This is a genomic window from Burkholderia thailandensis E264 (assembly GCF_000012365.1).
GTDB lineage: Bacteria > Pseudomonadota > Gammaproteobacteria > Burkholderiales > Burkholderiaceae > Burkholderia > Burkholderia thailandensis.
Genome location: NC_007651.1, coordinates 2455883 through 2472922 on the forward strand (window position 1 = coordinate 2455883; position 17040 = coordinate 2472922).

Annotated in this window: 16 protein-coding genes; 5 read left to right on the top strand and 11 right to left on the bottom strand. The window is 66.3% G+C overall.

What is annotated here, in order from left to right:
• Nucleotide 1: 1 nt before the first annotated feature.
• The 3 genes from BTH_RS23325 to BTH_RS23335 all read left to right on the top strand — a co-directional run bounded on the left by BTH_RS23325 (nt 2) and on the right by BTH_RS23335 (nt 3170).
• Complete coding sequence (locus BTH_RS23325; RefSeq protein ID WP_009890727.1) at nt 2–1384, top strand: replicative DNA helicase; 1383 nt, start codon at nt 2–4, stop codon at nt 1382–1384.
• A gap of 138 nt (nt 1385–1522) precedes the next feature.
• Nucleotides 1523–2149 (top strand): DUF47 domain-containing protein, encoded by a 627-nt coding sequence (locus tag BTH_RS23330; protein WP_009890728.1) that lies wholly within the window; start codon nt 1523–1525, stop codon nt 2147–2149.
• A gap of 10 nt (nt 2150–2159) precedes the next feature.
• Nucleotides 2160–3170, top strand: a complete 1011-nt coding sequence (locus BTH_RS23335) for an inorganic phosphate transporter (RefSeq protein ID WP_004193771.1) — start codon at nt 2160–2162, stop codon at nt 3168–3170.
• Between the two features lie 296 nt (nt 3171–3466).
• On the opposite strand, the gene BTH_RS23340 is transcribed toward BTH_RS23335, so the two are convergent.
• Together BTH_RS23340 and BTH_RS23345 are read right to left on the bottom strand one after the other, a co-directional pair.
• Entirely contained in the window at nt 3467–4693 is a 1227-nt protein-coding gene (locus BTH_RS23340) for a C40 family peptidase (RefSeq protein ID WP_025369335.1), read from the bottom strand.
• Nucleotides 4694–4934: 241 nt separating this feature from the next.
• Nucleotides 4935–6737 (bottom strand): PhoH family protein, encoded by a 1803-nt coding sequence (locus tag BTH_RS23345; protein WP_080511504.1) that lies wholly within the window; start codon nt 6735–6737, stop codon nt 4935–4937.
• Here BTH_RS23345 and BTH_RS31965 point away from each other — a divergent pair.
• Nucleotides 6621–6875, top strand: a complete 255-nt coding sequence (locus BTH_RS31965) for a hypothetical protein (protein ID WP_102887243.1) — start codon at nt 6621–6623, stop codon at nt 6873–6875. The genes BTH_RS23345 and BTH_RS31965 overlap by 117 nt on opposite strands.
• A gap of 193 nt (nt 6876–7068) precedes the next feature.
• Here the strand turns inward: BTH_RS31965 and BTH_RS23350 are convergent, their stop codons facing one another.
• From BTH_RS23350 to BTH_RS23390, 9 genes are all read right to left on the bottom strand, one after another.
• Complete coding sequence (locus BTH_RS23350; protein WP_009890736.1) at nt 7069–7530, bottom strand: peroxiredoxin; 462 nt, start codon at nt 7528–7530, stop codon at nt 7069–7071.
• 97 nt (nt 7531–7627) lie between these two features.
• Entirely contained in the window at nt 7628–8524 is an 897-nt protein-coding gene (locus BTH_RS23355) for a polysaccharide deacetylase family protein (protein WP_009890738.1), read from the bottom strand.
• A gap of 16 nt (nt 8525–8540) precedes the next feature.
• Nucleotides 8541–9596 carry a bifunctional UDP-4-keto-pentose/UDP-xylose synthase gene (locus tag BTH_RS23360; protein WP_009890740.1) on the bottom strand — a complete coding sequence of 352 codons (1056 nt, stop codon included), beginning with the start codon at nt 9594–9596 and terminating at the stop codon, nt 8541–8543.
• A complete protein-coding gene (locus tag BTH_RS23365; protein WP_009890743.1) occupies nt 9593–10540 on the bottom strand; it encodes a formyltransferase in 948 nt (315 codons plus the stop codon). The genes BTH_RS23360 and BTH_RS23365 overlap by 4 nt, the downstream gene beginning before the upstream one ends.
• Nucleotides 10537–11544: a glycosyltransferase gene (locus tag BTH_RS23370; protein WP_009890744.1), complete on the bottom strand. Its 1008-nt coding sequence runs from the start codon at nt 11542–11544 to the stop codon at nt 10537–10539. Before BTH_RS23370 ends, BTH_RS23365 begins: the two co-directional genes overlap by 4 nt.
• Nucleotides 11545–11550: 6 nt before the next feature.
• The gene (locus BTH_RS23375; RefSeq protein ID WP_009890747.1) at nt 11551–12702 is read right to left on the bottom strand and encodes a DegT/DnrJ/EryC1/StrS family aminotransferase; all 1152 of its coding nucleotides are present in this window, start codon (nt 12700–12702) and stop codon (nt 11551–11553) included.
• 130 nt (nt 12703–12832) lie between these two features.
• A complete protein-coding gene (locus BTH_RS23380; protein ID WP_004192320.1) occupies nt 12833–13204 on the bottom strand; it encodes an SMR family transporter in 372 nt (123 codons plus the stop codon).
• A 20-nt stretch (nt 13205–13224) separates the two neighbouring features.
• Nucleotides 13225–14931: a glycosyltransferase family 39 protein gene (locus BTH_RS23385; protein ID WP_009890751.1), complete on the bottom strand. Its 1707-nt coding sequence runs from the start codon at nt 14929–14931 to the stop codon at nt 13225–13227.
• 151 nt (nt 14932–15082) lie between these two features.
• Complete coding sequence (locus tag BTH_RS23390; RefSeq protein ID WP_009890752.1) at nt 15083–15457, bottom strand: Mth938-like domain-containing protein; 375 nt, start codon at nt 15455–15457, stop codon at nt 15083–15085.
• A 338-nt stretch (nt 15458–15795) separates the two neighbouring features.
• Here BTH_RS23390 and BTH_RS23395 point away from each other — a divergent pair, with 338 nt between their 5' ends.
• Nucleotides 15796–17034, top strand: coding sequence for a pyridoxal phosphate-dependent aminotransferase (locus tag BTH_RS23395; protein WP_009890754.1), 1239 nt, complete (start codon nt 15796–15798; stop codon nt 17032–17034).
• The last annotated feature ends 6 nt before the right edge of the window (nt 17035–17040 follow it).

Below are 17040 nucleotides of genomic sequence, written 5' to 3' on the forward strand. Positions count from 1 at the left end.
CATGAACGCGCCGAAAGACCCCCAAATCGAATCGCTGAAAGTCCCGCCGCACTCGATCGAGGCCGAGCAGTCCGTGCTCGGCGGCCTGTTGCTCGATAACGGCGCCTGGGACCGGATCGCCGACTTCCTGTCGCAGAGCGATTTCTACCGGTACGACCATCGCGTCATTTTCGAGCACATCGGCCGGCTCATCGCGGCGACGCGCCCGGCCGACGTCGTCACCGTCTACGAGGCGCTCACGACGTCCGGCAAGGCGGAGGACGTGGGCGGGCTCGCGTATCTGAACGCGCTCGCGCAGAACACGCCGAGCGCCGCGAACATCCGCCGCTACGCGGAAATCGTCCGCGATCGCGCGGTATTGCGCCGGCTCGTGTCGGTCGCCGACGAAATCTCGGCCGATGCGTTCAATCCGCAGGGCAAGGAAGTCCGCCAGCTGCTCGACGAGGCCGAATCGAAGGTGTTCTCGATCGCCGAGGACGGCGCGCGCGGCACGCAGGGCTTCCTCGAGATCGGGCCGCTCCTCACGCAAGTCGTCGAGCGGATCGACACCCTCTATCACACCGCGAATCCGAGCGACGTGACAGGCACGCCGACGGGCTTCGTCGACCTCGACCGGATGACGTCCGGCATGCACGGCGGCGAGCTGATCATCGTCGCGGGCCGCCCGTCGATGGGTAAGACGGCATTCTCGATGAACATCGGCGAATACGTCGCCGTCGAGTACGGCTTGCCCGTCGCGGTGTTCTCGATGGAAATGCCGGGCACGCAGCTCGTGATGCGGATGCTCGGCTCGGTCGGCAGGCTCGATCAGCACCGGATGCGCACCGGGCGCCTGACCGACGAGGATTGGCCGAAGCTCACGCACGCGGTGCAGAAGATGAGCGAGGCGCAGCTCTTCATCGACGAGACGGGCGGCCTGAATCCGATGGAATTGCGCTCGCGCGCGCGGCGTCTCGCGCGCCAGTGCGGCAAGCTCGGGCTCATCATCGTCGATTACCTGCAGCTGATGACGGGCTCGTCGCAGGGCGAGAACCGCGCGACCGAAATCTCGGAAATTTCTCGCTCGCTGAAGAGCCTCGCGAAGGAGCTCGACGTGCCGGTGATCGCGCTGTCGCAGCTCAATCGCGGGCTCGAGCAGCGGCCGAACAAGCGGCCGGTGATGTCGGATCTGCGGGAATCGGGCGCAATCGAACAGGATGCGGACGTGATCCTGTTCATTTACCGTGACGAAGTGTACAACCCGGACAGCCCCGACAAGGGCACCGCCGAGATCATCATCGGCAAGCAGCGTAACGGCCCGATCGGCCCCGTTCGGCTCACGTTCCTGGGGCAATACACGAAATTCGACAATTTTGCAGGGGCGCAAAACTTCTACGGCGAGTAGCGCCGGTTGTAAACCCCTATTTCGCAAAACGTTGTATCTCGTCGCCGACGTTGCGATCGGGCGCTTGGCGGGCAAGTGTAAAACAGTACAATGTCGCCGGTTTTTGTGACCGCCGTTTGACCATCTTTCAGGAATCCCATGTTCGGTCGATTCATGCCCACCGAGGGCAAGTTCTTTGAAATCTTCAACGCGCACGCGAATTACATCGTCTCTGGCGGACGCGAGCTCGAACTTCTGATCGACAATCTCGCGGACGCCGAGATTCACAAGCAGAACGTGCAATCGGCCGAGAAAGCGGCCGACAAACTGACGCACGAAGCGATCGATCTGCTGCACAAGACGTTCATCACGCCGCTCGACCGCGACGAGATCCACAAGCTGATCACGACGATGGACGACATCCTCGACCTGATGGAGGACGTTGCCACCGCCGTGTCGCTGTACGACGTGCGGTCGGTGACGTCCGAGGCGAGCCAGCTCGCGCACATCGTCACGCAGTCGGCGCAGCACGTGCAGGCGGCCGTCGCGCTGCTGTCGGACATGAAGCAGTCGGCCCAGATCCTGAAGGCGTGCGAGGAGATCGACCGCTGGGAATCGGAGGCGGACCGCGTGCTGCGCGCGGCGATGTCGAAGCTCTTCCGCGAGGAAGACGACGTGAAGACGCTCATCAAGCTGAAGGCGATCTACGAGCTGCTCGAGCAGATCACCGACAAGTGCGAGGATGTCGCGAACATCATCGAAGGCATCGTGCTGGAAAACGCCTGAGCGGACCACGATGCATTCGATACAACTCGCCTTGTGGGTCGTCGCGGCACTCGTGCTTGTCGCGCTCGTGTTCGATTTCATGAACGGCTTTCACGACGCCGCGAACTCGATCGCGACCGTCGTGTCGACCGGGGTGCTGAAGCCCCAGCAAGCCGTCGTGTTCGCGGCGGCATTCAACGTCATCGCGTATTTCATCTTCCATCTGAAAGTTGCGCAGACCGTCGGCAAGGGCACGATCGACGCGAGCATCGTCGATCACTACGTCGTGTTCGGCGCGCTGTTCGGTGCGATCGGCTGGAACATCATTACGTGGTACTACGGGATTCCGTCGAGCTCGTCGCACGCGCTGATCGGCGGGCTCGTCGGCGCCGCGGTGTCGAAGTCGGGCTGGGGATCGCTCAACGTCGACGGGCTGATGAAGACGGTCGCATTCATCTTCATCTCGCCGCTTCTCGGCTTCATCCTCGGATCGCTGTTCATGCTCGGGGTATCGTGGCTGTACTTCCGGACCGCGCCAAGCAAGGTCGACCGGCGTTTCAGGCGGCTGCAACTGTTGTCGGCCAGCCTCTACAGCCTCGGCCACGGCGGCAACGACGCGCAGAAGACAATCGGCATCATTTGGATGCTGCTGATCGCGTCCGGGTACGCATCGGCCGCCTCCGACGCGCCGCCTGCGTGGGTGATCGGCGCGTGCTATCTGTCGATGGGCCTCGGCACGTTGTTCGGCGGTTGGCGGATCGTGCGCACGATGGGTCAGAAGATCACGAAGCTCAAGCCCGTGGGCGGCTTCTGCGCGGAGACAGGCGGCGCGCTCACTCTGTTCATCGCGTCGTGGATGGGTATCCCGGTGTCGACCACGCATACGATCACGGGTGCGATCGTCGGCGTCGGCGCGACGCGCAAGCTGTCGGCCGTACGGTGGGGCGTCGCAGGCAACATCGTGTGGGCATGGGTGCTGACGATTCCCGCATCGGCATTGATCGCGGCGGCCGGGTGGTGGATCGGGCACCGCGTGTTCTGATGCGCTGAGCGCGGCGATCGCGTGACGCAACGCCGCGTCTCGCCGTGCGGAAAAAAACGATGCGCCGCATGCCGACAGGCTGCGGCGCATTGTCTTTTCCGGTGCGGCTTTTCGGGGCGTTCTCCAGCGTTTCCCGCGGTCCGGGGTTCGTCGAGGTTGCGTTTTGCCTTTGGCGGGCGGCCGCGCGCGCTGCGGCTCGTTGCTGCGGAGAGGCGTCGGCCGAGTGCCGTGGCGCGCGATGCCGCGTTCGTTGCCGCACCCGTGCAGGATGGAGGGATGGGCCTGGCGGCAGTTCGTCAGTAGCTGCCGTTTGCGAAGCGGGCGATCGGGTCGTCGTTCGTGCCTGTCGCGGCGGCATTCGCCGGGCCGCTTGCCGTCGACGCGCGCAGGATCTGCACGTTGCCGGGCGCGGCGAGCTGCGCCTGGCGGGCGGCAGCGCGTGCCGTGGGCGGAGGTGGCTCGAATGCGTCCGCGGCAGCGTCGATCGGATCGGCCGGCGCCGCACCGGCGACGCTCGTCGTGCCGCCGATGGGCAACGGAGCCGGGCGCGCCGCGCCGCCCAAATCGCCGGACGCGAGCGCGGGCGAACTCGCTCCGGCCGCCTGCGCTTGCCGCTGCGCCGCGGACATCGCGGACGGCGGCGGTTCGTACGGATCGGCAGCGGCGGCAGCAGTTGCGACAGTCGCCGCCGTGGCGGCGCGCGGCACGTTCTGTAAATGTGGTGCGGCGGCGGTCGGCGCTGTGACCGACGCCAGGGCTGCGGCGGAATTGGCGGCGTACGCCGGCGCCGTTGACGGCGCGCCCGGCGTGGCGGCGCGTGCCGGAGCCGGCGTTGCCGGGTTCGCCGCATAGCCCGGCGTGGCGGGCGCCGTCGGAGCATTGGCCGCCGCATAGGCTGCCGTCGCACCCGAGGGGCTCACGCGCGGTGCGGGTTCCGGCTGCCGGCTCGCCTGGTAGGTCGGCGCATCGAACGGCGTCGGCTTTGCCTTCGGCGCCGCGACGCGCCGGATTCCATCGAAGCGCTTCGCCCAATACGGGTTCGTCAGGTAGTCGAGCCGCACGGTGCCGCCCGTGGACGGCGCGTTCACGAAGCGTAGCTTGCCGACGTAGATGCCGACGTGCGAATGCGGCCGCCCGGACGTATTGAAGAAGATCAGATCGCCGGGCGCGATGCCGTCGGGCTCGATCGATTCGCCGACCGAGCTCATGTCGGCCGTCGTGCGGGGCAGGTTGACGCTCGCCGCGCGATCGACGACATAGCGCACGAGCCCGCTGCAATCGAAACCGCTGTCAGGCGTGTTGCCGCCCCAACGGTACGGAACGCCGACGAGGCTCATCGCCTGGATCGAGATTTCCTCGCGGCCGACGCTATGGTCGACGAAGTTCGGGAAGCCGCGCGGCGGCGCATACGCGCGCGGCGCGGTGATCGCCATGCCGGATGACGAGCGCGCCGACTTCTGCGGCGCGCTCGAACAGGCCGCGAGCAGCGAGATCACTAGAACGGACAGCGAAAGACGCAACATGAGAGGCGGGCGAACGCGCTGCGCTCGCCAATCGTATGACAACGGTTAATCGCGATAGTAGTGCGTCCAGCGGGGCTTTCGCAAGAATTCTTGAGAAACGACTTGAAGTTTCGCGCGTAAATGTTGTGCAAGAAGGACGTTTTACTCGTTGATGATTCGACCCTGAAAATAAAAAGCGGCGCCTGACGAATCAGGCGCCGCTCCATGCCGCAAGCCGCTCGACGAGGCCGCCGGCGCGTCGTTACAAGATGTCGGACGCGTAGTCGGCAAGCCGCGAGCGCTCGCCGCGCGCGAGCGTCACGTGGCCGCTGTGGCCCCAGCCCTTGAAGCGGTCGACGACGTAAGTGAGGCCCGAGCTGCCTTCCGTCAGGTACGGCGTGTCGATCTGCGCGATGTTGCCGAGGCAGATGATCTTGGTGCCCGGGCCCGCGCGCGTGACGAGCGTCTTCATCTGCTTCGGCGTCAGGTTCTGCGCCTCGTCGATGATCACGTACTTGTCGACGAACGTGCGGCCGCGCATGAAGTTCATGCTCTTGACCTTCAGGCGCGAACGGATCAACTCCTGCGTCGCCGCGCGGCCCCATTCGCCCGCCGCATCGTCGGTCTTCTGCAGCACTTCGAGGTTGTCGTCGAACGCGCCCATCCACGGCTGCATCTTCTCTTCCTCGGTGCCGGGCAGGAAGCCGATGTCCTCGCCCACCGGCACGGTCGCGCGCGTGACGATGATCTCGTTGTAGCGCTTGTCGTCGAGCACCTGCGCCAAGCCCGCCGCGAGCGCGACGAGCGTCTTGCCGGTGCCGGCCTGGCCGAGCAGCGTGACGAAGTCGATTTCCGGGTTCATCAGCAGGTTCAGCGCGAAGTTTTGCTCGCGGTTGCGCGCGGTGATGCCCCACACGTTGTTCTTGTGGTGGCTGTAGTCGCGCAGCGTTTGCAGCAGCGCCGTCTTGCCGTTCAGCTCGCGCACGATCGCATGGAACGCGGGCTCGCCATTCTGCGGCTCGAGATAGATGAACTCGTTGACGAGCATCGATGCGACGAGCGGGCCCGTCACGCGGTAGTACGTCGTGCCCGTCTTCGTGTCCTGCCAGCTCTCCATGCCCTTCGCGTGCTTCGTCCAGAAATCCTGGGGCAGCTCGCGCACGCCGGAGTAGAGCAGGTCCTTGTCCTCGAGAACCTGATCGTTGAAGTAGTCCTCGGCGGGCAGGCCAAGCGCATGCGCCTTGATCCGCATGTTGATGTCTTTCGACACCAGCACGACCTGCCGATCCGGCCGCTCGCGCTGCAACGCGCGCACGACGCCCAGGATCTGGTTGTCGGCCTTGCCTTGCGGCAGGCCCTCGACGGGCTCGATGCTCGTGAGCGTCGTCTGGAAATACAGGCGGCCGAGCGCCTCGCGGCTGCCGAGGCGCGCGAGCGGAATGCCGGCCGAGATCGGGCCGGCATCGGCGACGAGCGAGTCGAGCGTGCGGCTCACCTGACGCGCGTTGCGCGCGACTTCCGACATGCCTTTCTTGTGATTGTCGAGTTCCTCGAGCGTCATCATCGGCAGATAGACGTCGTGTTCCTCGAAGCGGAACAGGCTGCTCGGATCGTGCATCAGCACGTTCGTGTCGAGCACGAAGAGCTTCTGCATCTCGGCTTCGGCGTTCTTGCCGCCGCGCGTTTTCGCAGCCGTGCGCGGCGCGGCGGGCGCGGCCGCCGCGGGCTTCGACGCATCGGCCTTCGGCGAGCGCGCGGCGGGGGCGGCGGGCGACGCGGGCGCGGCCGGCACCGGCTGCAGCAGCGCGGCCGTTTGCTTGGCCTTGCGCGCGCGCGGCGCGGCGGCGCTCGCTTCGGTGGGCTCGACCGCGCGCAGCGGCGCGGCGGTGTTCGCGGCAACGACCATCGGTTCGGCTACGCTCGCCGGGCTGTAGTCGGCCGAGGCGGCGTGACCGGGGCCCCCGGAGGCGGATTGCTTCGCGGCTTTTGCTGGCCGCGCTTTCGCCTTGTATTCGTCGGGCGGCAGCAGGCTGCCGAGCTTGCTGGGGGGAGTAGGCAAAGGCATGGTGTCCCTCGGGAGGAATCGTGTCGCAGGCATGCGCCGCCGTTCGCATCCTGCGACGCGCGTTGCGTGCAGTTTGCGCGCAGTGGCGCACATGGGGTTCGAAGCGCCGGTTCGCCTAGATTTCGATCGTCTCCTTGACGCGTTGGACGGCCGGCGCGCGATGGCCAGCCCGGAAACCATAAAAAAAGCCGCTCCCCCGAACAGGGGCAAGCGGCTCGGCTTTAACCGTCGTGCTGCGCGTCAGGCGCGTGGGCGCATCGTTTGGACCAGCGGCGCAGCTACGAGAAAAATGGGTCGGACAGGCATTCATTGCGGCCCAATATAACGCGCCTCAAAGCGCTTGTACAGCGCCCAGCACGTCGTCGACGTGGCCCGGCACCTTCACGCCGCGCCATGCGTGGCGCAGCACGCCTTCGCCGTCGATCACGAACGTCGAGCGCTCGATTCCGCGCACTTCCTTACCATACATTTTCTTCAGTTTCATGACACCGAACAGCGTGCAGAGCGTTTCATCGGGGTCCGAAATCAACGGAAACGGCAATTCGAGCTTCGCCTTGAAGTTCTCGTGCGAGCGCAGGCTGTCGCGCGACACGCCGACGACTTCCGCGCCGGCCTTCTTGAACTTCGGATACAGATCGCGGAACTGCAGCCCTTCGGTCGTGCAGCCGGGCGTGTTGTCCTTCGGATAGAAATACAGCACGAGCTTCTTGCCCTTGACGCCTGACAGCGAAAACTCGCCGCCCGTGGCGGGCGCGATGAAATCGGGAACTTGACGGTCGACTTCGACAGACACGTGTTTCTCCTGTTGTTATGAACGAGCGCGGACGGCGAGCCGCGCGTGGCGATGCAGGATGCGAAGCGAAAGCCGGCGCAGGCTTTCCGGCTTTCGTTCAGTCAGGCTGGACGATCAACTCGCCGGAGCGGCCGGGAATTTCTCCCCACGCGACAGGGTACGATGGCAGCGCGGCGCGGTCCAGCGTCGCGTAATAGTCGCCCATCGTCGCGAACGTGTGGCCTTGCGCGCGCCAGCCCGCGAGCAGTTGTTCGAACACGGGCGCGAGCTTCTGGCCTTCGAGTTCCGCGTGCAGCGTGAAAACTTGATCGTGCGGATTGCGCTCGGTGTGCTCGAGCAGGTGCGCGGCGACGTTGCCCGTGTCGATGCCGTCGACGCCGAGGATCTCGTCGAGCGTAGGCAAGGTCGTCGGCATCTGCACGTGCGCGAGCGTCCTGCCCGCGACGACGGGCAGGTACGGCGAATGGCCGCGGCCGTCCGACGCGTAGCGCATGCCCCACGCGTCGATCTGCTCGAACGCCGCCTCGTTCATCTGCCAGCCTGCCGCGCCGTGCGTGACGGGCGGCGCGCCGAAGATCTCGACGAAGCGCTCGCGGCTCTTGTTCATCTCGCGCACGGTCCAGTCGCGCGCACGCAGGCGCACGTTATCTTGCCAGTACACGTGATCCCACGTGTGGATTCCGCATTCGAAGCCGGCTTCGTGGATCGCGCGCATGTCGGCCGTCGCGCGGCGGCCGATGTCGGGGCCGGGCAGCAGCACGCCGTACAGCAACTGCTTGACGCCGTAATGCTCGACGACCGACGTGCGCGACACCTTCTTCAGGAACCCCGGACGCAGCACGCGGCGCATCGCCCAGCCGGTGTGGTCCGGGCCGAGGCTGAAGAGAAAGGTTGCGCGCGCGGCGAAGCGATCGAAGATGCGCGCCAAGTTCGGCACGCCTTCGCGCGTGCCGCGCAGCGTGTCGACGTCGATCTTGAGGACGATGCGAGCCAAGCGGGGGTGCCCCTCTTCAGCCTTGCTGCTCGACGAGCGCGCGCGCGTCGGCGACGTGGCCGCGGTACGCCTCGAAGATCTGGCGCAGTGCGTCGTCGAACGTGAACTGCGGCGCCCAGCCGAGCTCGCGCATCGTGTTCTCGATTTTCGGCACGCGGTTCTGCACATCCTGATAGCCGTTGCCGTAGTACGCGCCCGACGTGGTTTCGACGAGCTTCACGCGCTTGGCCGAATCCGTGTACTCGGGGAATTCCGCCGCGAGCTCGAGCATCTTGTTCGCGAGCTCGCGCACCGAGAAGTTATTGTTCGGATTCCCGATGTTGTAGATCTTGCCCGTCGCGACGCCGTTCGGATTCTCGATGATCTTCATCAGCGCGCTGATGCCGTCGTCGACGTACGTGAACGCGCGCTTCTGCGAGCCGCCGTCGACGAGGCTGATGTTCTCGCCGCGCACGATGTGGCCGAGGAATTGCGTGACGACGCGCGAGCTGCCTTCCTTCGGCGTGTAGATCGAGTCGAGGCCCGGGCCGATCCAGTTGAACGGGCGGAACAGCGTGAAGTTCAGGCCTTCCATTCCGTAGCCCCAGATCACGCGGTCCATCAACTGCTTGGAGCACGCGTAGATCCAGCGCGGCTTGTTGATCGGGCCGTAGGTGAGGGCGGACGCGTCCGGATCGAACTGCTCGTCCGCGCACATCCCGTACACCTCGGACGTCGACGGAAACACGAGATGCTTCTTGTACTTGACGGCCGAGCGCACGATGGGCAGGTTCGCCTCGAAGTCGAGCTCGAACACGCGCAGCGGCTGCTGGACGTAGGTGGCGGGCGTCGCGATCGCGACGAGCGGCAGGATCACGTCGCACTTCTTCACGTGATACTCGACCCACTCCTTGTTGATCGTGATGTCGCCTTCGAAGAAATGCATCCGCTCGTGCTTGACGAGATCGCCGAGCCGATCGGTCTGCATGTCCATGCCGAACACTTCCCAATCGGTGGTTTCAAGAATGCGCTTGGACAGGTGATGGCCGATGAAGCCGTTCACACCCAGGATCAGGACTTTTTTAGCTTTCATGAATGACGGGAAGAATGAAGGAACTGCGCGAATTCCGCTGGGGAAACGACGGTTTCGCCGCCGTCGCGCTGCCGGCGCAGTTCGAGAATGGAGACGGCGCGGCTGTCGCCGCAAACGCCGAACAGCGCATTATCGCTTACGTGCAGGCCCGGCGGCAAATCGGCGGCCGCCCGCGCGGGCGCCGAGCCGGGCGCCGCGAGCCGCGCGCGCGCGATCACGAAGCGTGCGCCGTCGAGATCGGTGAACGCGCCCGGATACGGCGGCGCGACCGCGCGGATCAGGTTGTACACGCTCGCGGCCGGCCGCGACCAGTCGATGCGGCCGTCCTCGGGCTTGCGCCCGCCGTAGTAGCTGCCTTGCGAAAGATCGTTCGGCAGGTGCGGCGCCTCGCCGGCAAGCAGCGCGGGCAGCACGCGCCAGAGCGTCTGCTCGGCCGCGACGGTGACCTTGTCGAACACCTGGGCCGCGGTGTCGTCGGGCAGGATCGGCACCGCGCTCTGGCCGACGATCGCGCCCGCATCGGGCTTCGCGGCCATCTCGTGCAGTGTCGCGCCGGTTTCGGTCTCGCCGTTGAGCACCGCCCAGTTCGTCGGCACGCGGCCGCGGTACTTCGGCAGCAGCGAGCCGTGCATGTTGTACGCGCCGCGCGCGGCGAGCGCGAGGAGGTCGACGGGCAGCATGTGCCGGTAATAGAACGAGAAGATGAAATCGGGCTTCGCGCCCGCGACCGCCGCGCGCACGTCGGCGCTCGTCGGATCGGCGGGCGTGATGCACGCGATTGCGTGCTCGGCCGCGACCGCCGCGACGCTGCCGAACCAGATGTTCTCGGTCGGGCTGTCTTCGTGCGTGACGACGAGCGCGACGTCGACGCCGCGCGCGAGCAGCACCTGCAGGCAGCGCACGCCGACGTTGTGATAGGCGAAGACGACGGCGCGCGGCTTCATCGCGCGGCCTCGCGACGCTCGGCGGCGAGCGTGACGCCGGGCTTGCCGTCGCGCGCCTCGAGCACGGTGTGGATCAGATAGCGCGGCCGCGCGCGGACCTGCTGATAGATTCGTCCGATGTATTCGCCGAGCAGGCCGAGCGCGAAGATGATCACGCCGAGCAGGAAGAACGTGATCGCGAAGAGGGTGAACACGCCTTGCACTTCCGCGCCGACGATGAAGCGGCGCACGACGAGCAGCACGAAGAGCGCGGCCGAGCCGAGCGACAGGATCACGCCGATGAACGACAGCCATTGCAGCGGCACGACGGAGAAGCCCGTGACGAGATCGAAGTTCAGGCGGATCAGGCTGTACAGCGAGTATTTCGATTCGCCCGCGAAGCGCTCTTCGTGCGCGACCTCGATTTCGGTCGGGTTCTGCGCGAACGTGTACGCGAGCGCGGGGATGAACGTGTTCACCTCGCCGCAGCGGTTGATCGTGTCGATGATGTGGCGGCTGTATGCGCGCAGCATGCAGCCCTGATCGGTCATCTTGATGCGCGTGATGCGCTCGCGCAGCCGGTTCATCGCGGCCGACGCCTTGCGGCGGAACAGGCTGTCCTGGCGTTGCAGCCGGATCGAGCCGACGTAGTCGTAGCCTTCGCGCATCTTCGCGATCAGCTTGCCGATTTCCTCGGGCGGATTCTGCAGGTCGGCGTCGAGCGTGATGACGATCTCGCCGCGCGACTGCTCGAAGCCCGCGAGGATCGCCATGTGCTGGCCGTAGTTGCCGTTCAGGAGCACGACGCGCGTCGTGTCCGGGCGCACGCGGAACTGGTCGGCGAGGAGGGCGGCCGAGCGGTCGCGGCTGCCGTCGTTGACGAGGATCACTTCGTACGGCGTGCCGAGCGCGTCGAGCGCCGGATAGAGCCGCGCGAAGAGCGCGGCGAGCCCCGCTTCCTCGTTGTACACGGGGATGACGATCGAAACTTCAGGATTCGTCGCGCGTGTTTCAGGGTGAGTCATGTCCGCTTATTTTCCGTATTGTTCGCAAATCTGGTTGACGGCGTCGACGACCCGTTGCACGTCCGCTTCGCGCATCTGCGTGAAGAGCGGCAGCGTGACGGTCGACGCGCCGAAGCGCTCGGCGTGGGGGAACATGCCCTCCTTGAAGCCGCGCGCGCGGTACAGCGTGAAAAGGTGAATGGCCGGGTAATGGACGCCCGAGCCGATGCCGCGTTGCTTCAACTGCTCCATGAACTCGCCGCGCGAGATCGACAGCTTCTCGAGCGGCAGCGTGATCTGGAACATGTGCCAGTTGCCGTGCTCGAAATCCGCGACGGGCAGCCCGACGCCGAGCGCGAGCGCCGGGCCGCCCGCGAACGCGTCGAAGTAGCGGCGCGCAAGCGTGCGGCGCGTCGCGTTGAAGCGTTCGAGATGCGCGAGCTGGCCCCAGCCGACGCGCGCGGCGACGTCGGTCAGATTGTACTTGCCGCCGAGCACGTCGCAGTCCATGCCGTCGAGCCCCGTGCGCGTGATGCCCTGCAGCCGGTACTTCTGCGCGAGCGTCGCCTCGGCTTCGTCGTTGAGCACGAGCGCGCCGCCTTCGATCGACGTGATGTTCTTGTTCGGATGGAAGCTGAACGACACGATGTCGCCGATCGCCCCGATGCGCTGGCCGCGCCACGTCGAGCCGAGCGCCTGCGCGGCGTCCTCGATCACGCGAAGCTGATGCGCGCGCGCGATCGCATAGAGGCGGTCCATGTCGACGGGCAGGCCCGCGAGGTACACCGGGATGAGCGCCTTCGTGCGCGGCGTGATCGCCTTTTCGACGAGATCGAGATCGAGGTTGCGCGTCGCGGGATCGATGTCGACGAACACGGGCGTCGCGCCCGTCTCGAGGATCACGTTGCTCGTCGCGACCCACGACGCGGGCGTCGTGATCACTTCGTCGCCGGGGCCTACGCCCGCGATCCGCAGGCCGATCTCGAGCGTCGCCGTGCCGGAGTTGAACACCCGCACGGGACGCCCGCCGCAATACTCGGACAGCGCTGCCTCGAAGCGCTGGCACTGCGGGCCGGTCGTGATCCAGCCGGAGCGCAGCACGTCGGCCACGCCCTGGATGGTTTCCTCGTCGATCTCGGGTTTGACGAACGGCAGGAAAGGAACGGAAGTCTGGCTCATGTAAGCTTCGCTCGTTGTCGTGTGAAAGGAATCGGGCGCTGCCCGACACGCGCATTTAACACTGTCCGCCGGAACGGGTGCGTCACTTTTTGTCGGCGCGCGTTGGGCGCGCCGGCCGGGTGCGGGCGCGTCAGCTGCGCGCGAGCACGAACACGCCGATCAGGATGATGCCGATGCCGACGAGGCGCTGCACCGACAACACCTCGCCGAACAGGTACCATGCGGCGAACGCGTTGACGACGTAGCCGAGCGAGAGCATCGGATACGCGACCGACACGTCGACCCGGGACAGCCCGACGATCCACACGACCACGGAGAGCACGTAGCAGCCGAGGCCGCCGATGATCGGCAATTGGGTCGCGATCTTGAAGCCGATGGGCACAATGTTCGCACGGGTGAATTCGAAGTGTCCAACGGCGCGCACGCCGGCCTTGAGCAGCAGTTGCGCGCAGGCGTTCAGCATCACGCCCGTGACGATGCAAAAGAGGGAGACGGGGTTCATCGATTCGGGTCCTTCGCGGCTCAGGATTGCGGCTTCTCGACGACGACGCGCCGGTTGTCGCGCGCGACGACGCGCATCGGCAGACCCGCCGCCGACAACTGCTTGTAGCGGTCGGGCGACATCAGCGCGAGCGCGTAGCGATCGGCGCGCCAGCGTCGTTCCCATTCGGCGACGGTCGGAACCCACTTGTCGGGCTCAACCGAGATGCCGAACGTGAGTTCGTCCTTGCGCTCGACCATGATCATCGTGTGGCCGACGTAGAACGGCAGCGTGTGGTCGAGCGTGTCGACCGAGTAGAACGGCGTGTCGGGCGGCAGCTTCGCGAGCTCCTCGCGGATCGCGGGCGCGAGGAGCGCGCCCGAGCTGTAGCGGCCGAACGCGTCGTGACCGGTGCCGCCGATCGTGCCGAGGAGCAGCCAGCCGGCGCCGAACGCCACGGCCGCCGCGGCGATGCCGGCGCGGCCGCGTCGATTGAGCCACACGGCGACGAGCGTGAGCGCGAACGCGGTGGCGAGCGCCGCGTACACCCACTTCTGGAACTCCAGGTACTGCGAATTCGGCGTGCGCGCGTCGCCCAGACGCTCGAGGAAGAGCGTGCCGAACGCGGCGGCGACGAGGAACACCAGGTAGCCGAACAGGTGGCGGCGGAACCGCTCGCGCGGCACGAGCGGCAGATACGTGCCGATCATCAGCGCGAGCGCGGGCGCCACGGGCAGCACGTACGAGATCAGCTTCGAGTGCGACGCGCTGAAGAACAGGAAGATGAACGCGCTCCACGTAGCCAGCACGAGCATCGGCGCGAAGCCGTTCGGCTGACGCGGAATGCGCAGCGCGTGGCGCACGCCCTGCACGCTCACGGACAGCCACGGCAGGAAGCCGACGACGAGCACCGGCACGAAGTAGTAGAACGCGCCGGGGCGGTTCTGCTCGGGCGTCAGGTAGCGCCGGAACTGCTGGACGATGAAGAAGAAGTTGAAGAACTCGGGGTTGCGCGATTGCACGAGCGCGAACCACGGCGTCGCGATCGCGAAGAAGATGGCGAGGCCGCTCACGAGGTGCAGGCGCTTCCACAGCGCCCAGTCGCGCGACGCGAGCGTATAGAGCACGAGCACGGCGCCGGGCAGGATCAGCCCGATGAGGCCCTTCGACAGCACGGCGAGCGCCATCGACGCCCAGCAGAGCCACATCCAGCCCCGCTCGGCGCGCTTGCCGATGCCGGGCCGCTGCGCGAGGAGGAGCGCGCAGAGGGTGACCGTCATCCACAGCGACAGCCCCATGTCGAGCGCGTTGAAGTGGCCCATCAGGTTCCAGTACGGCGAGCACGCGAGCACGAGCGCCGCGAAGAAGCCCGCGCGCGGGTTGAACACGCGCGCGCCGGCGTAGCCGACGAAGAGCACGCCCGCGAAGCTCGCGAGCGCCGTGTACAGGCGCGCCTGCCATTCGCCGACGCCGAACCACGCGAACGTGAGCGCGTTGAGCCAGGTCTGCAGCGGCGGCTTCTCGAAATACTTGTAGCCGTTGTAGCGCGGCGTGATCCAGTCGCCCGTGACGAACATCTCGCGGGCCATTTCGGCGTAGCGGCCTTCGTCGCTCGGGATCAGGTGGCGCAGGCCGAGCGGCGCGAACCAGATCACGGCGAGGGCCGCGACGAGAAAGAGGAGCGCGGCGCGGTTCAGCGTCACGGGCGCGGCGCGATCGAGCGGTAGCCTCGTCGGCGTATCGTTCATAGAGTTCGTATTGAGTTTGTCAGATTCGATCGGGCGGATTTCGGCGATCGTCCGCGGCGAGCGGAACGCGGCGCGAAACCGGATGCAAGCGGGGCGCAAGCGGGATGCAAGCGCCGCCGGGTGTTTTAGCGCGGTGCGGCTTAACGCTCGCTTAACGTTCGATCAGCAGCGCCGCGGCGACCTTCCGGCCTTCGGCCATCAGGATGTTGTACGTGCGGCAGGCGGCCTGGAAATCCATCGTCTCGACGCCGATGCGCTGCGCGGTAAGCTGCATGGTCAGGCGCGGGTGCGGGAAGCGCAGTCTCGCGCCGCTGCCGAAGATCACGACCTCGGGCTGCGGTTCGAGCAGCATCGCGAAGAGCTCGGGCGTGAGCGCGTCGAACGACGCGACGGGCCATTCGACGACGGGCGCGCCCGGCAGCACGATCACGCTCGTCTCGTGGCGCTGCAGATTGATGTCGACATAATCGGGGCCATAGCCGGTGACGGTATTGAGCGCGTTGCTCGGGTCCTGATGTAATTTCAAATCGGTCTTCCGCGGTGTCGAAAAGGGTCGGATCAACGGCCGCGCAGCGCGGCGATCCGGCCCCGAACGGGGCGGGCCGCCTGCCGCGATGCGTGCGGCCGTCGTGGCGGGCGCTGCCGCGCGACGGCCGCGGCCGGGTTGGTGCATTGCGAAAGTCGGCCAAAATCCGCTAAATTATAACTTTTTAGCCGCTCCCGGGCGGCGATTCTGTCGCGCGCCGCCACAAGCCGCGTCCGTCAGCCGCATGAAGCCATTCCTAGACAGCGCGCTACCGGCCGCTCTCCAGTTTTGATCCCCGCCCCCCAGGCCCGCAGGCATTACCCAGGAACGAGTCCGCCGTGAAACCGATTCAGAAGTCGAACAAGCTGCTCAACGTCTGCTACGACATCCGCGGCCCCGTCCTCGAGCACGCGAAGCGCCTCGAGGAAGAGGGGCACCGCATCATCAAGCTGAACATCGGCAATCTGGCCCCGTTCGGCTTCGACGCGCCGGACGAGATCATCCAGGACATGATCCGCAACCTGCCGACGTCGTCCGGCTATTCGGATTCGAAAGGCGTGTTCGCCGCGCGCAAGGCGATCATGCACTACACGCAGCAAAAGGGCGTGCACGGCGTCGGGCTCGACGACATCTACATCGGCAACGGCGCGTCCGAGCTCATCGTGATGGCCACGCAGGCGCTGCTGAACGACGGCGACGAGGTGCTGCTGCCCGCGCCCGACTACCCGCTCTGGACCGCGGCCGTGAGCCTGTCGGGCGGCACGCCCGTGCACTACATCTGCGACGAGTCGAACCGCTGGATGCCCGATCCCGACGACATCCGCCGCAAGATCACGCCGAACACGAAGGCGCTCGTCGTGATCAACCCGAACAACCCGACGGGCGCGCTCTACTCGGACGAACTGCTCGTCGAGCTGATCGCGATCGCGCGCGAGCACGGGCTCATCATCTTCGCCGACGAGGTTTACGACAAGATCGTCTACGACGGCCAGTCGCACACGGCGCTCGCGTCGCTCGCGCCGGACGTGATCACCGTCACGTTCAACAGCCTGTCGAAGAGCTACCGGTCGTGCGGCTATCGCGCGGGCTGGATGTCGGTGGCGGGGCTGACGGCCGAGAACCGCCGCCGCGCGCACGATTATCTGGAAGGGCTCGGCATCCTGTCGTCGATGCGCCTCTGCGCGAACGTGCCCGGCCAGTACGCGATCCAGACCGCGCTCGGCGGCTATCAGAGCATCAACGAACTGATCATGCCGAGCGGGCGCCTGTACAAGCAGCGCGAGCTCGCGTACGACATGCTGACGGCGATTCCCGGCGTGTCGTGCGTGAAGCCGGAAGCGGCGCTCTACATGTTTCCGCGTCTCGACCCGAAGCTCTATCCGATCGAGAACGACCAGCAGTTCATCCTCGAGCTGCTGCTCAAGGAGCGCGTGCTGCTCGTGCAGGGCACGGGCTTCAACTGGCCGACGCCGGATCACTTCCGCGTCGTGTTCCTGCCGAACGTCGACGACCTGACCGATTCGATCGAGCGGATCGCGCGCTTCCTCGACGGCTACCGCAAGCGCCACTCGGCCTGACCGGGC

Coding starts and splice junctions, on each gene's coding strand:
- BTH_RS23325 (WP_009890727.1), top strand. CDS start 2: ATGAACGCGCCGAAAGACCCCCAAATCGAATCGCTGAAAGTCCCGCCG.
- BTH_RS23330 (WP_009890728.1), top strand. CDS start 1,523: ATGTTCGGTCGATTCATGCCCACCGAGGGCAAGTTCTTTGAAATCTTC.
- BTH_RS23335 (WP_004193771.1), top strand. CDS start 2,160: ATGCATTCGATACAACTCGCCTTGTGGGTCGTCGCGGCACTCGTGCTT.
- BTH_RS23340 (WP_025369335.1), bottom strand. CDS start 4,693: ATGTTGCGTCTTTCGCTGTCCGTTCTAGTGATCTCGCTGCTCGCGGCC.
- BTH_RS23345 (WP_080511504.1), bottom strand. CDS start 6,737: ATGCCTTTGCCTACTCCCCCCAGCAAGCTCGGCAGCCTGCTGCCGCCC.
- BTH_RS23360 (WP_009890740.1), bottom strand. CDS start 9,596: ATGAAAGCTAAAAAAGTCCTGATCCTGGGTGTGAACGGCTTCATCGGC.
- BTH_RS23365 (WP_009890743.1), bottom strand. CDS start 10,540: ATGAAGCCGCGCGCCGTCGTCTTCGCCTATCACAACGTCGGCGTGCGC.
- BTH_RS23370 (WP_009890744.1), bottom strand. CDS start 11,544: ATGACTCACCCTGAAACACGCGCGACGAATCCTGAAGTTTCGATCGTC.
- BTH_RS23375 (WP_009890747.1), bottom strand. CDS start 12,702: ATGAGCCAGACTTCCGTTCCTTTCCTGCCGTTCGTCAAACCCGAGATC.
- BTH_RS23380 (WP_004192320.1), bottom strand. CDS start 13,204: ATGAACCCCGTCTCCCTCTTTTGCATCGTCACGGGCGTGATGCTGAAC.
- BTH_RS23385 (WP_009890751.1), bottom strand. CDS start 14,931: ATGAACGATACGCCGACGAGGCTACCGCTCGATCGCGCCGCGCCCGTG.